Origin of the sequence: Streptomyces sp. NPDC006259 (assembly GCF_042870975.1) — a bacterium.
Lineage (GTDB): Bacteria > Actinomycetota > Actinomycetes > Streptomycetales > Streptomycetaceae > Streptomyces.
This window is the reverse complement of the sequence record NZ_JBIAHY010000001.1, coordinates 153,672-172,062: the sequence shown is the minus strand read 5'-3', so window position 1 is coordinate 172,062 and position 18,391 is coordinate 153,672. Positions and strand designations below refer to the sequence as shown.

The window sequence follows — 18,391 nt, the reverse complement described above, 5'->3', positions numbered from 1 at the left end:
CCCGGTAGCCCCGGTAGCCCCGGTAGCCCCGGTAGCCCCGGTAGCCCCGGTAGCCCCGGTAGCCCGATGCCACGACAACCGGGTGGCCTGAGCACCTCACCGGGCTCCGGGCAGGCACCCTCCCCGAGTGGGCTCAGCCTCTCCACCACGCTCTGATCAGTTGTCCCCGAGCCTGGCCGAGTCCGGCCGAGCCTGCCCGGCCGAGCCTGCCCGGCCGAGTCCGGCCGTCCGCCCCGGCCCGCCCGACACGGGGTTCCGGCGGCACGCCGATGTCCACCGCACTCCGGCGCCGGAGGTACGGCGTGCCCCCCTCCCGCACCCCCGTGCCGACGGCAAGTCACGCCGTCACGACCCTTTTTGACGCACCCTTGACTCGATCATGAACAGTCATGAGCCTGACTGTGTTCGCTGCTGTGGCGAACTCACGCAAGGGGGGTTCATGAGACGTAGAGCGAGATCGATCCTCGCTGTCGGCGCGCTCCTGGTCGGTGGAGCGAGCATCGCACCCATCGCCCAGGCGCAGCCCGCACGTTCCTCCGACAAGTCCGACGCGGACGAGGTCAAGGTCTTCCGCGCCGAGGTCACCAAGAAGCAGGTACCCCTGCTGCTGGCGGCCGGCCAGGACGGCCACGAACTCAGTGAGCAGGCGCCCGAACAGGGCACCGCCACCGTAGAGGTGTACCTCACCGACGACCAGGCGAAGAAGCTGGAGAAGCAGGGCGTCCCGCTCACCGAGCACACCCTTTCGGCCAAGGCCGAGAGCCGCGTACGGGCCGCCGCGGACGGCGTGTTCCGGCCGTACAGCGGCAGCGGCGGCCTGCGGGAGGAGATCCTCCGCACCGCCCAGCGCAACCCGGGCCTCACCAAGGTCGTCTCCATCGGCAAGACGGTCCGCGGCCAGGACATCCTCGCCCTCAAACTGACCAAGAACGCGAAGAAGTCCGGGGACGGCTCCAAGCCGTCGGTGCTGTACATGTCCAACCAGCACGCGCGCGAGTGGATCACCCCGGAGATGACCCGGCGGCTGATGCACCACTACCTCGACAGCTACAGGACCGACAAGCGCGTCAAGAAGCTGGTCGACTCGACCGAGTTGTGGTTCGTCCTGTCGGCCAACCCCGACGGCTACGACTACACCTTCCAGGACGCCGCGAACCGCCTGTGGCGCAAGAACCTGCGGGACGTCAACGCCGACGGCGAGATCCGCACCGGCGACGGCGTCGACCTCAACCGCAACTTCGCCTACAAGTGGGGCTACGACGACGAGGGTTCGTCGCCCAACGCCACCAGCCAGACCTACCGCGGCGCGGGCCCGAACTCCGAGCCCGAGACCAAGGCGCTGGACGCCTTCGAGAAGCGGATCGGCTTCGCCTACGGCATCAACTACCACTCCGCGGCGGAACTCCTCCTCTACGGCGTCGGCTGGCAGGTCGCCACCGACAGCCCCGACGACGTCGCGTACAAGGCGCTGGCGGGCACCCCGGAGAACTCCGCGATCCCCGGCTACCGTCCGCAGGTCTCCTCGGAGCTGTACACCACCAACGGCGAGGCCGACGGCCACGCGTCCAACGTCAACGGCACGGCGATGTTCACCCCCGAGATGTCGACCTGCCAGACGGCCTCGAACCTCTCCCCGGACGACCAGTGGAACGCCGCCGACTGCCAGTCGGTGTTCAGCTTCCCGGACGACGAGAAGCTGATCCAGCAGGAGTTCGCGAAGAACGTCCCCTTCGCACTGTCCGTCGCCGAGAGCGCCGCCCGCCCCGACCAGCCGAAGTCCTCGATCGGCCTGAGCGCCGCCGACTTCACTCCGGCCGCCTTCACCACGTCGTACTCGCGCGGCGCCGACCAGGAGGTCTCCGTCGTCGTACGGAAGGCGATCCGCGACAAGGAACTCAGGTACCGCGTCAACGGCGGCCGCACCCACGACCAGGCGCTCAGGCGCTGGAAGGGCGGCGAGACCTTCGGCGGCGAGGACGACCTCTTCTACGACGAGTACCGGGCGAAGGTCCGGGACGGCGAGCCCGGCGACAAGGTCGAGGTGTGGTTCACCGGCGAGACGAGCCACGGCAGGAAGGTCTCCAGCTCGCACTTCACCTACACCGTCGCCGAGCGGCCGCGGGCCGACACCCTCGTCGTCGCCGAGGAGGGCACGACCGCCACGCAGGCGCGGACGTACGTCGACGCGCTGAAGGCCAACGGGCGCCGGGCGATCGTCTGGGACGTCGCCGCGCAGGGCCCGCCCGACGCGCTCGGCGTGCTGGGCCACTTCCGCACGGTCGTCCACTACACGGGCGCGAGCCTCCCCGGCAACCCGACCCAGCTGGAACTGCGCGCCTTCCTCAACGAGGGCGGCAAGCTCATCGAGGCCGGCGAACTGGCCGGCGGCAACGTCGACCTTGGCGACGGCACCCCGTCCAACGACTTCAGCCAGTACTACCTGGGCGCCTACTCCCGTACGTCCACCCCCGGCGCCACCGGGTTCACCGGCTCCGCGGCGCTCGACGGGTACACCGGACCGCTCGTCGGCGCCCCCGGCAACCCGCTGGACCGGGCCGGCACCTACGGCGTCACCTCCGACGAGCTGCCCGCCGCCACGTATCCGCAGTTCGCGAGCGCGGGCGCGGGACAGTTCGCCGGGACCGTCAACCCCTACGGGCCCTACGCGGGCACCTCCATGGCGGCCGCCATCCACACCGACGACGCCTACAAGCGCCTCACCCGCACCATCGACCTCACCGGTGTCACCGCCGCCGACCGGCCCGCCCTGCGCACCCAACTGCTGTGGGACACCGAGCCGGGCTACGACAACGCGCTGGTCGAGATCCACACGGTCGGGTCCGACGACTGGACGACCCTGCCGGAGGCCGGCGGCGCCACCAGCCCCGCCGTACCCGCCGAGTGCGGGGCCGGGTACTACATCGGGGAACACCCCCAGCTCCGCCACTACCTGACCCTGACCGCGGACGCGTGCACCGCGACCGGCACCACCGGCTCGTGGAACGCGCTCACCGGCGCCTCCGACGGCTGGCAGCAGGTGAACTTCGACCTGAGCGCCTACGCCGGCACGTCCGTCGAGGTCTCCCTCGGTTACGTCACCGACCCGGGCAGCGGCGGTCACGGCGTCCTCGCCGACGAGGCTTCGCTCGTCGTCGGCGGTACCGCCACCCAGACCGAGGGGTTCGAGACCTCCCTCGGCGCCTGGCAGGTCGCCGGACCGCCCCCGGGCAGCCCGGCCGTCCTGAAGGACTGGACGCGCACCGGCACGCTGTTCCGGACGTACGGGGCGGTCACCACCGACGACACGGTGCTGCTGGGCTTCGGCCTGGAGCATGTCGCCGCGTCGGCCGACCGCACGGCGCTCATCGGAAAGGCTCTGGACTCACTTGACGACTGACGGCCGACGACTCGACGACAGGCACCGAACGGCACGCTGAGGTCCGGCGCCCGTGACACAGCGTGACCGAATCGGCTGAACGGCCCTGGAGAGCCGGGCGGTCCGTACCCCTACTGGTGGGTACGGACCGCCCTGCCGTGTATGGGCCGACTCGATGTCACCCCGGCGGCCTCGGAGAGGTAGGGTCGTGGGTGGTCGGGGACATCCCAAATACAGCTCGCCGGCACCTCGTGGCCGGCGTACCAACGAGGAGATCGGTTCGTGACGATCCGCGTAGGCATCAACGGCTTTGGCCGCATCGGTCGTAACTACTTCCGCGCGCTGCTGGAGCAGGGTGCTGACATCGAGATCGTGGCTGTCAACGACCTGGGTGACACCGCGACAACCGCTCACCTGCTCAAGTACGACACCATCCTGGGCCGCCTGAAGGCCGAGGTGTCGCACACCGCCGACACGATCACCGTGGACGGCCACACCATCAAGGTCCTGTCCGAGCGCAACCCCGCCGACATCCCGTGGGGCGACCTCGGCGTCGACATCGTCATCGAGTCGACGGGCATCTTCACGAAGAAGGCCGACGCCGAGAAGCACATCGCCGGCGGCGCCAAGAAGGTCCTCATCTCGGCTCCGGCCAAGGACGAGGACATCACCATCGTGATGGGCGTCAACCAGGACAAGTACGACGCGGCCAACCACCACGTCATCTCCAACGCCTCCTGCACCACCAACTGTGTGGCGCCGATGGCCAAGGTCCTCGACGAGAACTTCGGCATCGTCAAGGGTCTGATGACGACGGTCCACGCGTACACCAACGACCAGCGCATCCTGGACTTCCCGCACTCGGACCTGCGCCGCGCCCGCGCCGCCGCCGAGAACATCATCCCGACCACGACGGGTGCCGCCAAGGCCACCGCCCTGGTCCTGCCGCAGCTCAAGGGCAAGCTCGACGGCATCGCGATGCGCGTCCCGGTCCCGACCGGCTCGGCCACCGACCTGGTCGTGACTCTCCAGCGCGAGGTCACCAAGGACGAGGTCAACGCCGCGTTCAAGAAGGCCTCCGAGGACGGCGACCTCAAGGGTTTCCTGACCTACACCGAGGACCCGATCGTCTCCTCCGACATCGTCGGCGACCCGTCGTCCTGCACCTTCGACTCCTCCCTGACCATGGTCCAGGAGGGGAACTCGGTGAAGATCCTCGGCTGGTACGACAACGAGTGGGGCTACTCCAACCGCCTCGTCGACCTGACGGTCTTCGTCGGCAACCAGCTCTGATCGACGGAGCAGGCACCTCGACGTGAAGGCAGGGCCCGGACGGCGCGGGGACGCGCCGTCCGGGCCCTGACTCACGTGCAGATCGGCCCTGTCTACGATCACGGAGCAACACGAGCCCTCCCGGGAGCCCTTTACATGAAGACGATCGACGAACTCCTCTCCGAAGGCGTGGCCGGCAAGCGGGTCTTCGTCCGCGCCGACCTCAACGTGCCGCTGGACGGCGGCACCATCACCGACGACGGCCGCATCCGCGCCGTCCTCCCGACCGTCAAGGCCCTCGCGGACGCGGGCGCCAAGGTGGTGGTCGCCTCGCACCTGGGCCGCCCCAAGGGAGCCCCCGACCCGGCCTTCTCGCTCGCCCCCGCCGCCGCCCGCCTGGGTGAACTCCTGGGTACCGACGTGGCGTTCGCGACCGACACGGTCGGCGACTCCGCCCGCTCCACCGTCGCGGGCCTCACCGACGGCCAGGTCGCCGTCATCGAGAACCTGCGCTTCAACGCGGGGGAGACGGCCAAGGACGACGCCGAGCGCGGCGCCTTCGCCGACCGGCTGGCCGAACTCGCCGACGTGTACGTGAGCGACGGCTTCGGCGCCGTCCACCGCAAGCACGCCTCGGTCTTCGACCTCCCGGCACGGCTGCCGCACGCCGCCGGCCACCTCATCGCCACCGAGGTCGCCGTCCTGAAGAAGCTCACCGAGGACGTCAAGCGGCCCTACGTCGTCGCCCTCGGCGGCTCCAAGGTCTCCGACAAGCTCGCCGTCATCGACCAGCTGCTCGGCAAGGCGGACCGCCTCCTCATCGGCGGCGGCATGGTGTTCACCTTCCTCAAGGCCAAGGGGTACGAGGTCGGCGCCTCCCTCCTCCAGGAGGACCAGATCCCGGTCGTCCGGGAGTACATCGAGCGGGCGCAGAAGAACGGCGTCGAGCTGGTCCTCCCCGTCGACGTGGTGACCGCCACCGAGTTCCCGGACCTGAAGACCAAGGCGCCGGGACACCCCCACACCGTCGCCGCGGACGCCATCCCCGCCGACCAGCTGGGCCTGGACATCGGCCCCGAGACCCGCAAGCTGTACGCCTCGAAGCTCGCCGACGCCGCCACCGTCTTCTGGAACGGCCCGATGGGCGTCTTCGAGCACCCCGACTACGCCGAGGGGACCAAGGCGGTCGCCCAGGCACTCCTCGACTCCCCGGCCTTCACGGTCGTCGGCGGTGGCGACTCCGCCGCGGCCGTCCGCCTGCTGGGCTTCGACGAGAACGCATTCGGCCACATCTCGACCGGCGGCGGCGCCTCCCTCGAATACCTCGAGGGCAAGACGCTCCCCGGCCTCGCCGCACTGGAGGACTGACCCCGCATGAGCACCCGTACGCCGCTGATGGCGGGCAACTGGAAGATGAACCTCAACCACCTCGAGGCCATCGCCCACACCCAGAAGCTCGCCTTCGCCCTGGCCGACAAGGACTACGAGGCCGTAGAGGTCGCCGTCCTGCCGCCCTTCACCGACCTGCGCTCCGTGCAGACGCTGGTCGAGCACGACAAGCTGAAGATCAAGTACGGCGCCCAGGACATCTCCGCGCACGACGGCGGCGCCTACACCGGCGAGATCTCCGGCCCGATGCTCGCCAAGCTGCGGTGCACCTACGTCGCGATCGGCCACTCCGAGCGCCGCCAGTACCACGGCGAGACCGACGAGCAGGTGAACGCCAAGGTCAAGGCCGCCTACAAGCACGGCCTCACCCCGATCCTGTGCGTCGGCGAGGAGCTGGACGTCCGCGAGGCGGGCAACCACGTCTCGCACACCCTCAGCCAGGTCGAGGGCGGTCTGAAGGACGTCCCGGCCGAGCAGGCCGAGACGGTCGTGGTCGCCTACGAGCCGGTGTGGGCCATCGGCACCGGCAAGGTCTGCGGCGCCGATGACGCCCAGGAGGTCTGCGCCGCCATCCGCGGCAAGCTCGCCGAGCTGTACTCCCAGGACGTGGCCGACAAGATCCGCATCCAGTACGGCGGCTCCGTGAAGTCGGGCAACGTCGCCGAGATCATGGCGCAGGCCGACATCGACGGTGCCCTGGTCGGCGGTGCCTCGCTGGACCACGAGGAGTTCGTCAGGATCGTGCGCTTCCGCGATCAGTGACCGGGCTGTGAGTAGGCGGTAGCGGCGATCCGTCGTACCCTTGCGGGGGCACAGCGCAGAAGCTGTGCCCCCGTCGTTATCCGAATCCGAGGAAGTTGGTCCAGCCGTGGTTTTGGGGTTCTCGATCGCCCTGATCGTCTTCAGCCTGCTGCTGATGCTGCTGGTGCTGATGCACAAGGGGAAGGGCGGCGGTCTCTCCGACATGTTCGGTGGCGGCATGCAGTCCTCCGTCGGTGGCTCCTCGGTCGCCGAGCGCAACCTCGACCGCATCACCGTCGTGATCGGTCTGCTCTGGTTCGCGAGCATCATCGTCCTCGGCATCCTGATGAAGACGAACAGCTGATCAGCCTCTCGCAGGCACACATTCCGTACGTAAGGCCCCATGTTCGGTACGCGCAGCTGAGCGCGGCCTATCATGGGGCTTGCGTCTACGTGTGGGGGGATGTAGCTCCAATCACTGGACGCGCGTTGGGCCTTACGTAGACTGAGGCGCTCGCAGCGAAGCGAAGCCGACTCGCTTCCGGCACCATCACGCAGGGAGTTACGACCGTGGCAAGTGGCAACGCGATCCGTGGAAGCCGGGTCGGGGCGGGGCCGATGGGCGAGGCCGAGCGTGGCGAGTCCGCGCCGCGTGCGCGCATCTCTTTCTGGTGCTCCAACGGGCACGAGACGGAGCCCAGCTTCGCCAGCGACGCGCAGGTCCCCGATACCTGGGACTGCCCGCGCTGCGGCTTCCCGGCCGGCCAGGACCGGGACAACCCCCCGGCCCCGCCGCGCACCGAGCCCTACAAGACGCACCTCGCCTATGTGCGGGAGCGGCGCAGCGACGCGGACGGTGAGGCGATCCTCGCCGAGGCGCTCGCGAAACTCCGGGGCGAGATCTAGGAGTTGAGCAACGGCCAGGTCGCCCGCGGGCACTTGGCCGCATCTGAGCCGCGCGCCCGTGTGCGCATGTACCGCGCGCCCGTACCGCGCAAAGGGTTCGTCCCCGGGCTCCGTGCCCCGGCGGTCCGCCGCCGACTGGGTCGTCCGTGCTGCCCGGCGACGCTCACACCGCCCTTCGCCCCGCCCCTTCGCCCCTTCACCCTTTCGGGCCTCGCGCTGAGACCCACGGGCCGCGCGACCGTACCTGTTGTCGCACCGCGGGACGGTCCCACGACAGCTCACGTCATGCGCTGATCAATTAGGTTGGGAACGGGGACAAGACGCGCGGCACGGACAGGTGAGAGAAGAGGGCTGGGTCCGACATGAACGCAGACGGCCGTACGAGGCTCAACCAGACGCCCGAGTGGACCGCTCTGGCCAAGCACCGTGAGGAACTCGGCGAGGTGCGGCTGCGTGAGCTGTTCGCCGCCGATCCGGGGCGCGGCAGCGGGTACACACTGCACGTCGGCGACCTGCGGATCGACTACTCCAAGCATCTGATCACCGACGAGACGCTCGCGCTGTTGCGTGAGCTGGCCGCGGCCACCGATGTCTTCGGGCTGCGGGACGCGATGTTCCGCGGCGAGAGGATCAACACCACCGAGGACCGGGCGGTGCTGCACACCGCGCTGCGCGCTCCGCGTGAGGCGGTGATCGAGGTCGACGGGGAGAACGTCGTGCCCCAGGTGCACGCCGTGCTGGACCGGATGGCCGATTTCGCCGGCCGCGTCCGTTCCGGCGAGTGGACCGGCCACACCGGCAGGCGCATCCGCAACGTCGTCAACATCGGCATCGGCGGCTCCGACCTGGGCCCCGCGATGGCGTACGAGGCACTGCGCGCGTTCACCGACCGCGACCTCACCGTCCGCTTCGTGTCGAACGTGGACGGCGCCGACCTGCACGAGGCGGTACGCGACCTCGACCCGGCCGAGACACTGTTCATCGTGGCGTCCAAGACGTTCACCACCATCGAGACGATCACCAACGCCACCTCCGCCCGCAGCTGGCTGCTCGACGGCCTGGGCGGGGAGGACAAGGCGGTCGCCAAGCACTTCGTCGCCCTGTCGACGAACGCCGAGAAGGTCGCCGGCTTCGGCATCGACCCGGAGAACATGTTCGCGTTCTGGGACTGGGTCGGCGGCCGCTACTCCTTCGACTCGGCGATCGGTCTCTCCCTGATGATCGCCATCGGCCCCGACCGCTTCCGCGAGATGCTGGACGGCTTCCACACGGTCGACGACCACTTCCGCACCGCGCCCGCCGAGGCCAACGCCCCGCTGCTGCTGGGCCTGCTGGGCATCTGGTACGGCAACTTCTTCGACGCCCAGTCGCACGCGGTGCTGCCGTACAGCCACTACCTGTCGAAGTTCACCGCCTATCTCCAGCAGCTCGACATGGAGTCCAACGGCAAGTCGGTGGACCGTGCGGGACGGCCCGTGGAGTGGCAGACCGGGCCCGTGGTGTGGGGCACACCGGGGACCAACGGGCAGCACGCCTACTACCAGCTGATCCACCAGGGCACCAAGCTGATCCCGGCCGACTTCATCGGCTTCGCCCGCCCCGTCGGCGACCTGAGCGACGAACTCGCGGCCCAGCACGACCTGTTGATGGCGAACTTCTTCGCGCAGACGCAAGCGCTCGCCTTCGGCAAGACCCCCGACGAGGTACGCGCCGAAGGAGTCCCCGAGGAACAGGTCGCGCCCCGCACCTTCCAGGGCAACCACCCGACGACCACGATCCTCGCGGCCGAACTGACCCCGTCGGTACTCGGCCAGCTCATCGCCCTGTACGAGCACAAGGTGTTCGTCCAGGGCGCCGTCTGGGACATCGACTCCTTCGACCAGTGGGGCGTCGAGCTGGGCAAGGTCCTCGCCAAGCGCGTCGAACCCGCCCTCACCCAGGGCGCCGACGTCCCCGGCCTGGACGCGTCCACGAAGGCGCTCGTCGCCACGTACCGGGAGCTGCGCGGCCGGTCGTGAGCGCTCGCGGTGGGACGGGGGGGCCACCCGGTGCCCCCGTCCCGGCGCTCTCAGATCACCGAGCTGAGCGTGTCCGCGAGGCGCCTGCGGGCGGCGCGAGCGGCCGGTACCGGCGGCGAGCGCGGTCGCGCCCGGCACCGCCGCGGTGCCGAACAGCAGCAGGACGGGCGACGGACCGGGGGCGATCCCGGCGTCGATGCCGGCACCGATGCCGGTCGACCTGCCCTGGGTGTCGGCAGGCCCGGTGGGCCGGCCGGCCTCGCCATCTTCCCGTTCCCGTGGGTGGGGAACGACGTGCCGGTCGTGCTGCTCGCCGACGGCTCCGCACCGCCGTTGGCGGGCAACTCCTGTCGCGGACGAGAGAGTTGAGGTGAGCGGCCCACGCGTGGGGGCGGCGGAGCGAGCGGTCACGCGTGGGGGCGGCGGGCTTCCGGGCCCGCCGCCCCCACGCGTGTCACGGCGAAGCCGGCGGATACAGCGAGCGCGGCAGTTGCGACGCCGCCGCCGAGTCCAGCAGCCACAGGGTCCGGGAGCGGCCCCGGGCACCCGCCGCCGGGGCCTGGATCTCGCCCGCGCCCGACAGCGCGATCGCCGCCGCCCGCGCCTTGTCCTCGCCGGCCGCCAGCAGCCACACCTCACGCGCCGCCCGGATCGCCGGGAGGGTGAGGGTCGTACGGGTCGGCGGAGGCTTGGGTGCGCCGCGCACGCCGACCACCGTGCGCTCGGTCTCCCGCACGGCCGGCAGCTCGGGGAAGAGCGAGGCGACGTGGGTGTCCGGGCCGACGCCCAGCATCAGGACGTCGAAGGTGGGCACGGAACCGTGGTTCTGTGAACCGGCCGCGCGGGCCAGCTCCTCCGCGTAACCGGCCGCGGCCGCCTCCACGTCGGAGCCGTAGGAACCGTCCGACGCGGGCATGGCGTGCACGCGCTCGGGGTCCAGGGGGACGGCGTCCAGCAGGGCCTCGCGGGCCTGCGTGACATTGCGGTCCGGGTCGCCCTCGGGCAGGAACCGCTCGTCGCCCCACCACAGGTCGAGCCGGCCCCAGTCCACGGCGTCACGGGCGGGCGCCGCCGCCAGCGCGGCCAGCAGACCGTTGCCGTTGCGGCCGCCCGTGAGGACCACGGACGCATGACCCCGGGAGGCCTGCGCGTCCACGATCTTCGTGATGAGACGGGCCGCGGCGGCCTGGGCCATCAGCTCCTTGTCGCGGTGCACGACGAGCTGGGGCGTACTCACTTCGCGGCCGCCTTCTTCACCGGGGTCTGCGCCGTCGATTCCTTCGCGGGCGCTTTCGCAGCCACTTCGAGGGGAGTGGGAACCGCGACCGGCTCTCCCTCGGCTTCTCCTTTGGCCACGGCTTCCGGAGCCTCGGCCGAAGCCTTCGGAGCGCCGGCAGAACCCTGCCCGCCCCGGCCGCTCCTGTCGTCCTCCGTGTTCTTGTCGTTCTTGTCGTTCTCGCCGTTCTCGTCGCTCTTGCCGACCGGGGTGGTCAACCGCTCCACACCGAATCGCAGCGCCGAGGCGTACGTGTCGTCGGGGTCGAGCCGCCGCAGCTCCTCCGCGATCAGCTCCGCCGTGTCACGGCGCTTCAGCGCCACCGCACGGTCGGGCTGGCCGTCGATGGAGAGCGTGGCCAGGGAGCCGTCGGCCCGGTCCAGCACGATCGGGCCGCAGTCCGTGGACAGCCTGACCGCCGTGAGGCCCGGTCCGCCGGACACCGAGCGCTGGACGGGCACGCCCAGCCGGTCGCCGAGCCACATCGCCAGCAGCTCGCAGCTCGGGTTGAACTCCTCGCCCTCCACCTCGACCGACTCGACCCGGCACGTGACCTGGTCGAGAGCCGCGGCCAGCATCGAGCGCCAGGGCGTGATGCGGGTCCACGACAGGTCGGTGTCGCCGGGCGTGTAGGCCTGGGAGCGGGCCGTCAGATCCCGTACCGGCTGCTCGGCGGTGTAGGTGTCGGTGACGCGGCGCTGGCCCAGCGCGCCGAGCGGGTCGGCGGCCGGGTCGAGCGGGGCGTTCACCGGCCACCAGACGACGACGGGGGCGTCCGGCAGCAGCAGCGGCAGCACCACCGACTGCGCGTGGTCGGCCACCTCGCCGTACAGCCGCAGCACGACCGTCTCGCCGGTGCCCGCGTCCGCGCCCACCCGTACCTCGGCGTCCAGACGGGACTGGGTACGGTCGCGCGGGGAGCGGGAGACGCGCTTGATGACCACGAGCTTGCGCGAGGGGTGCTCGCGCGAGGCGTCGCCCGCGGCCTTGAGCGCGTCGTAGGCGTTCTCCTCGTCGGTGACGATGACCAGGGTGAGCACCATGCCCACGGCAGGGGTGCCGATGGCGCGGCGGGCCTTCACCAGCGCCTTGTTGATCTTGCTGGCCGTGGTGTCCGTGAGGTCTGTCTTCATGGCCGGCGCCAGCTCCGTCCGTCTCGCTCGAGCATCTCGTCCGCCTCGACGGGCCCCCAGGTACCGGACTGGTACTGGGCCGGCTTGCCGTTCGCGTCCCAGTACTGCTCGATCGGGTCGAGGATCTTCCAGGACAGCTCGACCTCCTCGGTGCGCGGGAAGAGGTTCGAGTCGCCGAGCAGCACGTCGAGGATGAGGCGCTCGTACGCCTCCGGGCTGGACTCCGTGAAGGACTCGCCGTACGCGAAGTCCATCGACACGTCCCGGATCTCCATGGAGGTGCCGGGCACCTTGGAGCCGAAGCGGACGGTGACGCCCTCGTCGGGCTGGACGCGGATGACGATCGCGTTCTTGCCCAGCTCCTCCGTCGCCGTGTGGTCGAAGGGGGAGTGCGGGGCGCGCTGGAAGACGACCGCGATCTCGGTGACCCGGCGGCCCAGGCGCTTGCCGGTGCGCAGATAGAAGGGGACGCCCGCCCAGCGGCGGTTGTCCACCTCCAGCTTGACGGCCGCGTAGGTGTCGGTCTTCGACGCGGGGTCGATGCCCTCCTCCTGGAGGTAGCCGACCGCCTTCTCGCCGCCCTGCCAGCCGGCCGCGTACTGACCGCGCACGGTGTCGCGGCCCAGGTCCTTCGGCAGCCGGACGGCGCCGAGCACCTTGGTCTTCTCCGCGGCGAGCGCGTCCGCGTCGAAGGCGGCGGGCTCCTCCATCGCGGTGAGCGCCATCAGCTGGAGCAGGTGGTTCTGGATGACGTCACGGGCGGCGCCGATGCCGTCGTAGTAGCCGGCGCGGCCGCCGATGCCGATGTCCTCGGCCATCGTGATCTGGACGTGGTCCACGAAGGACCGGTTCCAGATGGGCTCGAACATCGTGTTGGCGAAGCGCAGCGCCAGGATGTTCTGGACGGTCTCCTTGCCCAGGTAGTGGTCGATGCGGAAGACCTGGTCGGGAGCGAAGACCTCCTCGACCGTCGCGTTCAGCTCCTCGGCCGACTTCAGGTCGTGGCCGAACGGCTTTTCGATGACCGCGCGCCGCCACGAACCCTTGGACTGGTCGGCCAGCCGGTGCTTCTTGAGCTGCCGGATGACCACGGGGAAGGCGCCCGGGGGCACCGACAGGTAGAAGGCGAAGTTGCCGCCCGTGCCCTGTGCCTTGTCGAGTTCCTCGATCGTCGAGCGCAGCCGCTCGAAGGCGTCGTCGTCGTCGAAGGTGCCCTGGACGAAGCGCATGCCCTGGATGAGCTGGTGCCAGACCTCCTCGCGGAAGGGGGTGCGGGCGTGCTCCTTCACCGCGTCATGGACTTCCTGGGCGAAGTCCTCGTTGGCCCATTCGCGGCGGGCGAACCCGACCAGCGCGAAGCCCGGCGGCAGCAGACCCCGGTTGGCGAGGTCGTACACCGCGGGCATCAACTTTTTACGTGACAAATCGCCCGTGACACCGAAGATGACCAGACCCGACGGCCCCGCGATGCGCGGGAGCCGTCGGTCTGCGGGGTCACGCAGCGGATTGCTGCTCGACAAATTCTCAGCCCTCCGAAGGGGCGAGGCGCTGCAGCTCCGCCTCGGTCGACTTGAGCAGGTCGGTCCAGGACGCCTCGAACTTCTCGACGCCCTCGTCTTCCAGGAGCTGCACCACGTCGTCGTAGGCGATCCCGAGCTTCTCGACCGCGTCGAGGTCGGCACGGGCCTGCTCGTAGGTGCCGGCCACGGTGTTGCCCGTGACCTCGCCGTGGTCCTCGGTGGCGAACAGGGTCGCCTCCGGCATGGTGTTCACCGTGTTCGGCGCCACCAGGTCGACGACGTACATCGTGTCCCGGTAGGCCGGGTCCTTCACGCCGGTGGAGGCCCACAGCGGACGCTGCTTGTTGGCGCCCGCCTTCTCCAGCGCGCTCCAGCGGTCGCCCGCGAAGATCTCCTCGTACGCCTGGTAGGCGAGCCGGGCGTTGGCGACGCCGGCCTTGCCGCGGGCGGCCTTGGCCTCGTCGGTGCCGAGCGCGTCGAGCCGCTTGTCGATCTCGGTGTCCACGCGGGACACGAAGAAGGACGCCACGGAGTGGATCTTCGACAGGTCCAGTCCGCGCTCCTTGGCCTGCTCCAGGCCGGCCAGGTAGGCGTCCATCACCTGGCGGTAGCGCTCCAGCGAGAAGATCAGCGTGACGTTGACGCTGATGCCGAGGCCGATGACCTCGGTGATCGCCGGAATGCCGCCCATCGTGGCCGGGATCTTGATCAGCGTGTTGGGGCGGTCGACCAGCCACGCCAGCTGCTTGGCCTCGGCGACCGTCGCCTTGGTGTCGTGGGCGAGCCGCGGGTCGACCTCGATCGACACCCGGCCGTCCTGGCCGCCGGTGGCGTCGAAGACCGGGCGCAGGATGTCGGCGGCGTCACGGACGTCCGCCGTCGTGATCATGCGGATGGCCTCTTCGACGGTGACCTTGCGGGCGGCGAGGTCGGAGACCTGCTGGTCGTAGCCGTCGCCCTGGGAGATCGCCTTCTGGAAGATCGACGGATTGGTGGTGACGCCCACGACGTGCTGCTGGTCGATCAGCTCGGCGAGGTTGCCGGACGTGATCCGCTTGCGCGACAGGTCGTCCAGCCAGATCGCGACGCCCTCCTCGGAGAGGCGCTTGAGTGCGTCTGTCATGGAATTACATCTCCTACGTGTCGTGTATGGGCGTCAGCGCTGGGCGGCCGCGAGGGATTCCCGGGCCTTGTCGGCCACGTTCTCGGCGGTGAAGCCGAACTCGCGGAAGAGGACCTTGCCATCGGCCGAAGCACCGAAGTGCTCCAGGGAAACGATGCGGCCGGCGTCCCCCACGTACTTGTGCCAGGTGAGACCGATGCCCGCCTCGACGGCGACACGGGCCTTCACGGAGGACGGCAGCACGCTCTCCCGGTACCCCTGGTCCTGCTCCTCGAACCACTCCACGCAAGGCATCGACACGACCCGCGTCGGCACCCCGTCGGCCTCCAGCCGCTCACGGGCCTCGACGGCCACGTGCACCTCGGAACCGGTCGCGAGGAGGATCACCTCGGGCGTTCCGCCGGAGGCCTCGAACAGGACGTAACCGCCCTTGGCCGCGCCTTCGCCGGGCTCGTACGTCGGCACGCCCTGACGGGTCAGGACCAGACCGTGCGGGGCGCCCTTGCCGAAGACCTTGGTGTAGCGCTTGAGGATCTCGCGCCAGGCGATCGCGGTCTCGTTGGCGTCCGCGGGACGGACGACGTTCAGGCCGGGGATGGCGCGCAGCGAGGCCAGGTGCTCGACCGGCTGGTGCGTCGGGCCGTCCTCGCCGAGACCGATGGAGTCGTGCGTCCACACGTACGTCACCGGCAGGTGCATCAGGGCCGAGAGCCGCACCGCGTTGCGCATGTAGTCGGAGAAGACGAGGAAGGTACCGCCGTAGATACGGGTGTTCCCGTGCAGCGCGATGCCGTTCATCTCCGCGGCCATCGAGTGCTCGCGGATGCCGAAGTGCACCGTGCGGCCGTACGGGCTCGCCTCCGGGAGCGGGTTGTCCGCCGGGAGGAACGACGACGTCTTGTCGATCGTCGTGTTGTTGGAGCCGGCCAGGTCGGCCGAGCCGCCCCACAGCTCGGGGATGACCGCGCCGAGGGCCTGGAGCACCTTGCCGGACGCGGCACGGGTGGCGACACCCTTGCCCGTCTCGAAGACCGGGATCTTCTCCTCCCAGCCGGCCGGCAGCTCGGCCGCGGCGATGCGGTCGAACTCGGCCGCGCGCTCCGGGTTGGCGTCCCGCCACAGCTGGAAGGACTTCTCCCACTCGGCCTTCGCCTGGGCGCCGCGCTCCAGGGCGCCCCGGGTGTGGGCGAGGACCTCGTCGGAGACCTCGAAGGACCGCTCCGGGTCGAAGCCGAGGACGCGCTTGGTGGCCGCGACCTCCTCGTCGCCGAGCGCCGAGCCGTGCGCGGCCTCGGTGTTCTGCGCGTTCGGGGCGGGCCAGGCGATGATCGAGCGCATGGCGATGAAGGACGGCCGGTCCGTGACCTGCTTCGCCGCCTCGATCGCGTCGTACAGGGCCTGCGGGTCGAGGTCGCCGTCCGGCTTCGGGGCGACGCGCTGCACGTGCCAGCCGTACGCCTCGTAGCGGCGGACCGTGTCCTCGGAGACGGCCGTCTCCGTGTCGCCCTCGATCGAGATGTGGTTGTCGTCCCACAGCAGCACGAGGTTGCCGAGCCTCTGGTGACCGGCCAGCGAGGACGCCTCGGCGGAGATGCCCTCCTGGAGGCAGCCGTCACCGGCGATGCAGTAGACGAAGTGGTCGAAGGGGGACTCGCCCTGCGGAGCCTCCGGGTCGAACAGACCGCGCTCGTAGCGGGCGGCCATGGCCATGCCCACCGCGTTGGCGACACCCTGACCCAGCGGACCGGTGGTGGTCTCGACACCCACGGTGTGCCCGTACTCCGGGTGACCGGGAGTCTTGGAGCCCCACGTCCTGAAGGACTTCAGATCGTCCAGCTCCAGGCCGAAACCGGCCAGGTACAGCTGGGTGTAGAGGGTCAGGGACGAGTGGCCCGCGGACAGCACGAAGCGGTCGCGGCCGACCCAGTCGGCATCGGCGGGGTCGTGGCGCATCACCTTCTGGAAGAGGGTGTACGCGGCAGGCGCCAGGCTCATCGCCGTACCGGGATGGCCGTTGCCGACCTTCTGTACGGCGTCGGCGGCCAGGACGCGGGCGGTGTCCACGGCCCGCTGGTCCCACTCGGTCCACTCGAGGTCTGTGGTGGTCGGCTTGGTGCTCACCCTGGGTCAGGGCTCCTCTCCACATGTCGAATACCGGTTGCTCCGGGCGTGCGCCCACCGGCTGCCGGTGACTGGATAACCACCGGCCGTCGTCGAGCCTACCCCCGTGAGGACGTGCGTCTTTTCGAGTCGTTCCAGACTGCCGGGCCGTCCGGGGATCCGCCTCCCGACCGGCCGGAGCCGCTTTCGGCACATGAATACGGAGCCGCTCATCTGACTGCTCAATCGAGCCCCAGTGCGAGAGATGAGCGCACCCCGGCGCGAGCGGGAAACGGCTGCTGAGCGACGTCTCCCAACACGACCCCACCCCCGCGAAGGCCGGGGTATGGGCAACGTCTACAGTGGCGTGGTACGCGCGAGCCTTTACCCCTACTTCACACGGGGAGGCTTGCTGGGATGTCTCTGTCAGGGGTGTGCGTGACGGCCGTTGAATCCCGTCCAGCGGGGGGTATCGGGACGAGCCGGAGCCCGAGCCGGCGGCCGGTGGGGGCCCGCGTCATGGCGTTCGTGGCGCTGACCAAGCCGCGGATCATCGAGCTGCTGCTCATCACCACCGTTCCGGTGATGTTCTTGGCCCAGCAGGGCGTGCCGGACCTCGGTCTGGTGCTGCTCACCTGCCTGGGCGGCTATCTCTCCGCGGGCGGCGCCAACGCCCTGAACATGTACATCGACCGCGACATCGACGCTCTGATGGACCGCACCTCGCAGCGTCCGCTGGTCACCGGAATGGTCAGCCCCCGCGAGTGCCTCGCCTTCGGCATCACCCTCGCGATCGCCTCGACGCTCCTGTTCGGCCTGACCGTCAACTGGCTGTCCGCCTGGCTCGCCCTCGGGGCGCTCCTCTTCTACGTCGTCGTCTACACGATGATCCTCAAGCGCCGTACCTCGCAGAACATCGTGTGGGGCGGCATCGCCGGCTGCATGCCGGTCCTCATCGGCTGGTCCGCCGTCACCGACTCCCTCTCGTGGGCGCCGGTCGTCCTCTTCCTCGTGATGTTCTTCTGGACGCCGCCGCACTACTGGCCGCTGTCCATGAAGGTGCGCGAGGACTACGCGCGCGTGGGCGTGCCGATGCTGCCGGTCATCGCCTCCAACAAGGTGGTCGCCAAGCAGATCGTCATCTACAGCTGGGTGATGGTCGTCGTCTCGCTGCTGCTGACCCCGCTCGGCTACACCGGCTGGTTCTACACCACGGTCGCCCTCGCGGCCGGCGGCTGGTGGCTGTGGGAGGCGCACTCCCTCCAGAACCGCGCGAAGGCGGAGACCGAGGGCGGGAAGCTCAAGGAGATGCGGCTGTTCCACTGGTCCATCACCTACGTCTCGCTGCTGTTCGTGGCGGTCGCGGTGGACCCCTTCCTGCGGTAGGCGGCTTCTGGAACGGCCGACGGCCGGGGGGGGGGGGCCAAACCCCCCCCCCCCCCCGCCGCCCGTTGTTAGAACCCCGGGGGGCCAACATGGCCATGGCGCACCCCAACCCGGGGTTGCCACCCCCCCGCCCCACGCGGGCCGCCACCCC

General features: G+C 70.0%; 13 protein-coding genes. 8 read left to right on the top strand and 5 right to left on the bottom strand.

The genetic code is table 11. From position 1 onward, the window contains the following. The first annotated feature begins 439 nt into the window (after positions 1 to 439). From ACFYO5_RS00795 to pgi, 7 genes are all read left to right on the top strand, one after another. Complete coding sequence (locus tag ACFYO5_RS00795) at positions 440 to 3,397, top strand: M14 family zinc carboxypeptidase (RefSeq protein WP_388702655.1); 2,958 nt, start codon at positions 440 to 442, stop codon at positions 3,395 to 3,397. 261 nt (positions 3,398 to 3,658) lie between these two features. Further along, the gene (gene gap / locus ACFYO5_RS00790) at positions 3,659 to 4,669 is read left to right on the top strand and encodes a type I glyceraldehyde-3-phosphate dehydrogenase (protein ID WP_388702654.1); all 1,011 of its coding nucleotides are present in this window, start codon (positions 3,659 to 3,661) and stop codon (positions 4,667 to 4,669) included. A 135-nt stretch (positions 4,670 to 4,804) separates the two neighbouring features. Then, positions 4,805 to 6,016 carry a phosphoglycerate kinase gene (locus ACFYO5_RS00785; RefSeq protein WP_356569155.1) on the top strand — a complete coding sequence of 404 codons (1,212 nt, stop codon included), beginning with the start codon at positions 4,805 to 4,807 and terminating at the stop codon, positions 6,014 to 6,016. 6 nt (positions 6,017 to 6,022) lie between these two features. Beyond that, complete coding sequence (gene tpiA / locus ACFYO5_RS00780) at positions 6,023 to 6,799, top strand: triose-phosphate isomerase (protein ID WP_388702652.1); 777 nt, start codon at positions 6,023 to 6,025, stop codon at positions 6,797 to 6,799. A gap of 112 nt (positions 6,800 to 6,911) precedes the next feature. Continuing rightward, a complete protein-coding gene (secG, locus tag ACFYO5_RS00775; RefSeq protein ID WP_356569274.1) occupies positions 6,912 to 7,142 on the top strand; it encodes a preprotein translocase subunit SecG in 231 nt (76 codons plus the stop codon). Between the two features lie 206 nt (positions 7,143 to 7,348). Beyond that, positions 7,349 to 7,684: an RNA polymerase-binding protein RbpA gene (locus ACFYO5_RS00770; protein ID WP_388702651.1), complete on the top strand. Its 336-nt coding sequence runs from the start codon at positions 7,349 to 7,351 to the stop codon at positions 7,682 to 7,684. A 362-nt stretch (positions 7,685 to 8,046) separates the two neighbouring features. Beyond that, positions 8,047 to 9,702, top strand: coding sequence for a glucose-6-phosphate isomerase (gene pgi / locus ACFYO5_RS00765; RefSeq protein ID WP_388702650.1), 1,656 nt, complete (start codon positions 8,047 to 8,049; stop codon positions 9,700 to 9,702). Positions 9,703 to 10,156: 454 nt separating this feature from the next. On the opposite strand, the gene pgl is transcribed toward pgi, so the two are convergent. The 5 genes from pgl to tkt are packed head-to-tail and all read right to left on the bottom strand — an operon-like array spanning position 10,157 to position 16,875. After that, entirely contained in the window at positions 10,157 to 10,939 is a 783-nt protein-coding gene (pgl, locus tag ACFYO5_RS00760; RefSeq protein ID WP_356570124.1) for a 6-phosphogluconolactonase, read from the bottom strand. Further along, positions 10,936 to 12,111, bottom strand: a complete 1,176-nt coding sequence (gene opcA, locus ACFYO5_RS00755) for a glucose-6-phosphate dehydrogenase assembly protein OpcA (protein WP_388702648.1) — start codon at positions 12,109 to 12,111, stop codon at positions 10,936 to 10,938. The genes pgl and opcA overlap by 4 nt, the downstream gene beginning before the upstream one ends. Then, a complete protein-coding gene (gene zwf / locus ACFYO5_RS00750) occupies positions 12,108 to 13,631 on the bottom strand; it encodes a glucose-6-phosphate dehydrogenase (RefSeq protein WP_356570126.1) in 1,524 nt (507 codons plus the stop codon). The genes opcA and zwf overlap by 4 nt, the downstream gene beginning before the upstream one ends. Positions 13,632 to 13,635: 4 nt before the next feature. Next, complete coding sequence (gene tal, locus ACFYO5_RS00745; protein ID WP_356570127.1) at positions 13,636 to 14,754, bottom strand: transaldolase; 1,119 nt, start codon at positions 14,752 to 14,754, stop codon at positions 13,636 to 13,638. Positions 14,755 to 14,787: 33 nt separating this feature from the next. After that, entirely contained in the window at positions 14,788 to 16,875 is a 2,088-nt protein-coding gene (gene tkt / locus ACFYO5_RS00740) for a transketolase (RefSeq protein WP_388702646.1), read from the bottom strand. Positions 16,876 to 17,286: 411 nt separating this feature from the next. Here tkt and ACFYO5_RS00735 point away from each other — a divergent pair, with 411 nt between their 5' ends. Continuing rightward, positions 17,287 to 18,240 carry a heme o synthase gene (locus ACFYO5_RS00735; RefSeq protein ID WP_388704668.1) on the top strand — a complete coding sequence of 318 codons (954 nt, stop codon included), beginning with the start codon at positions 17,287 to 17,289 and terminating at the stop codon, positions 18,238 to 18,240. Positions 18,241 to 18,391: the final 151 nt, after the last annotated feature.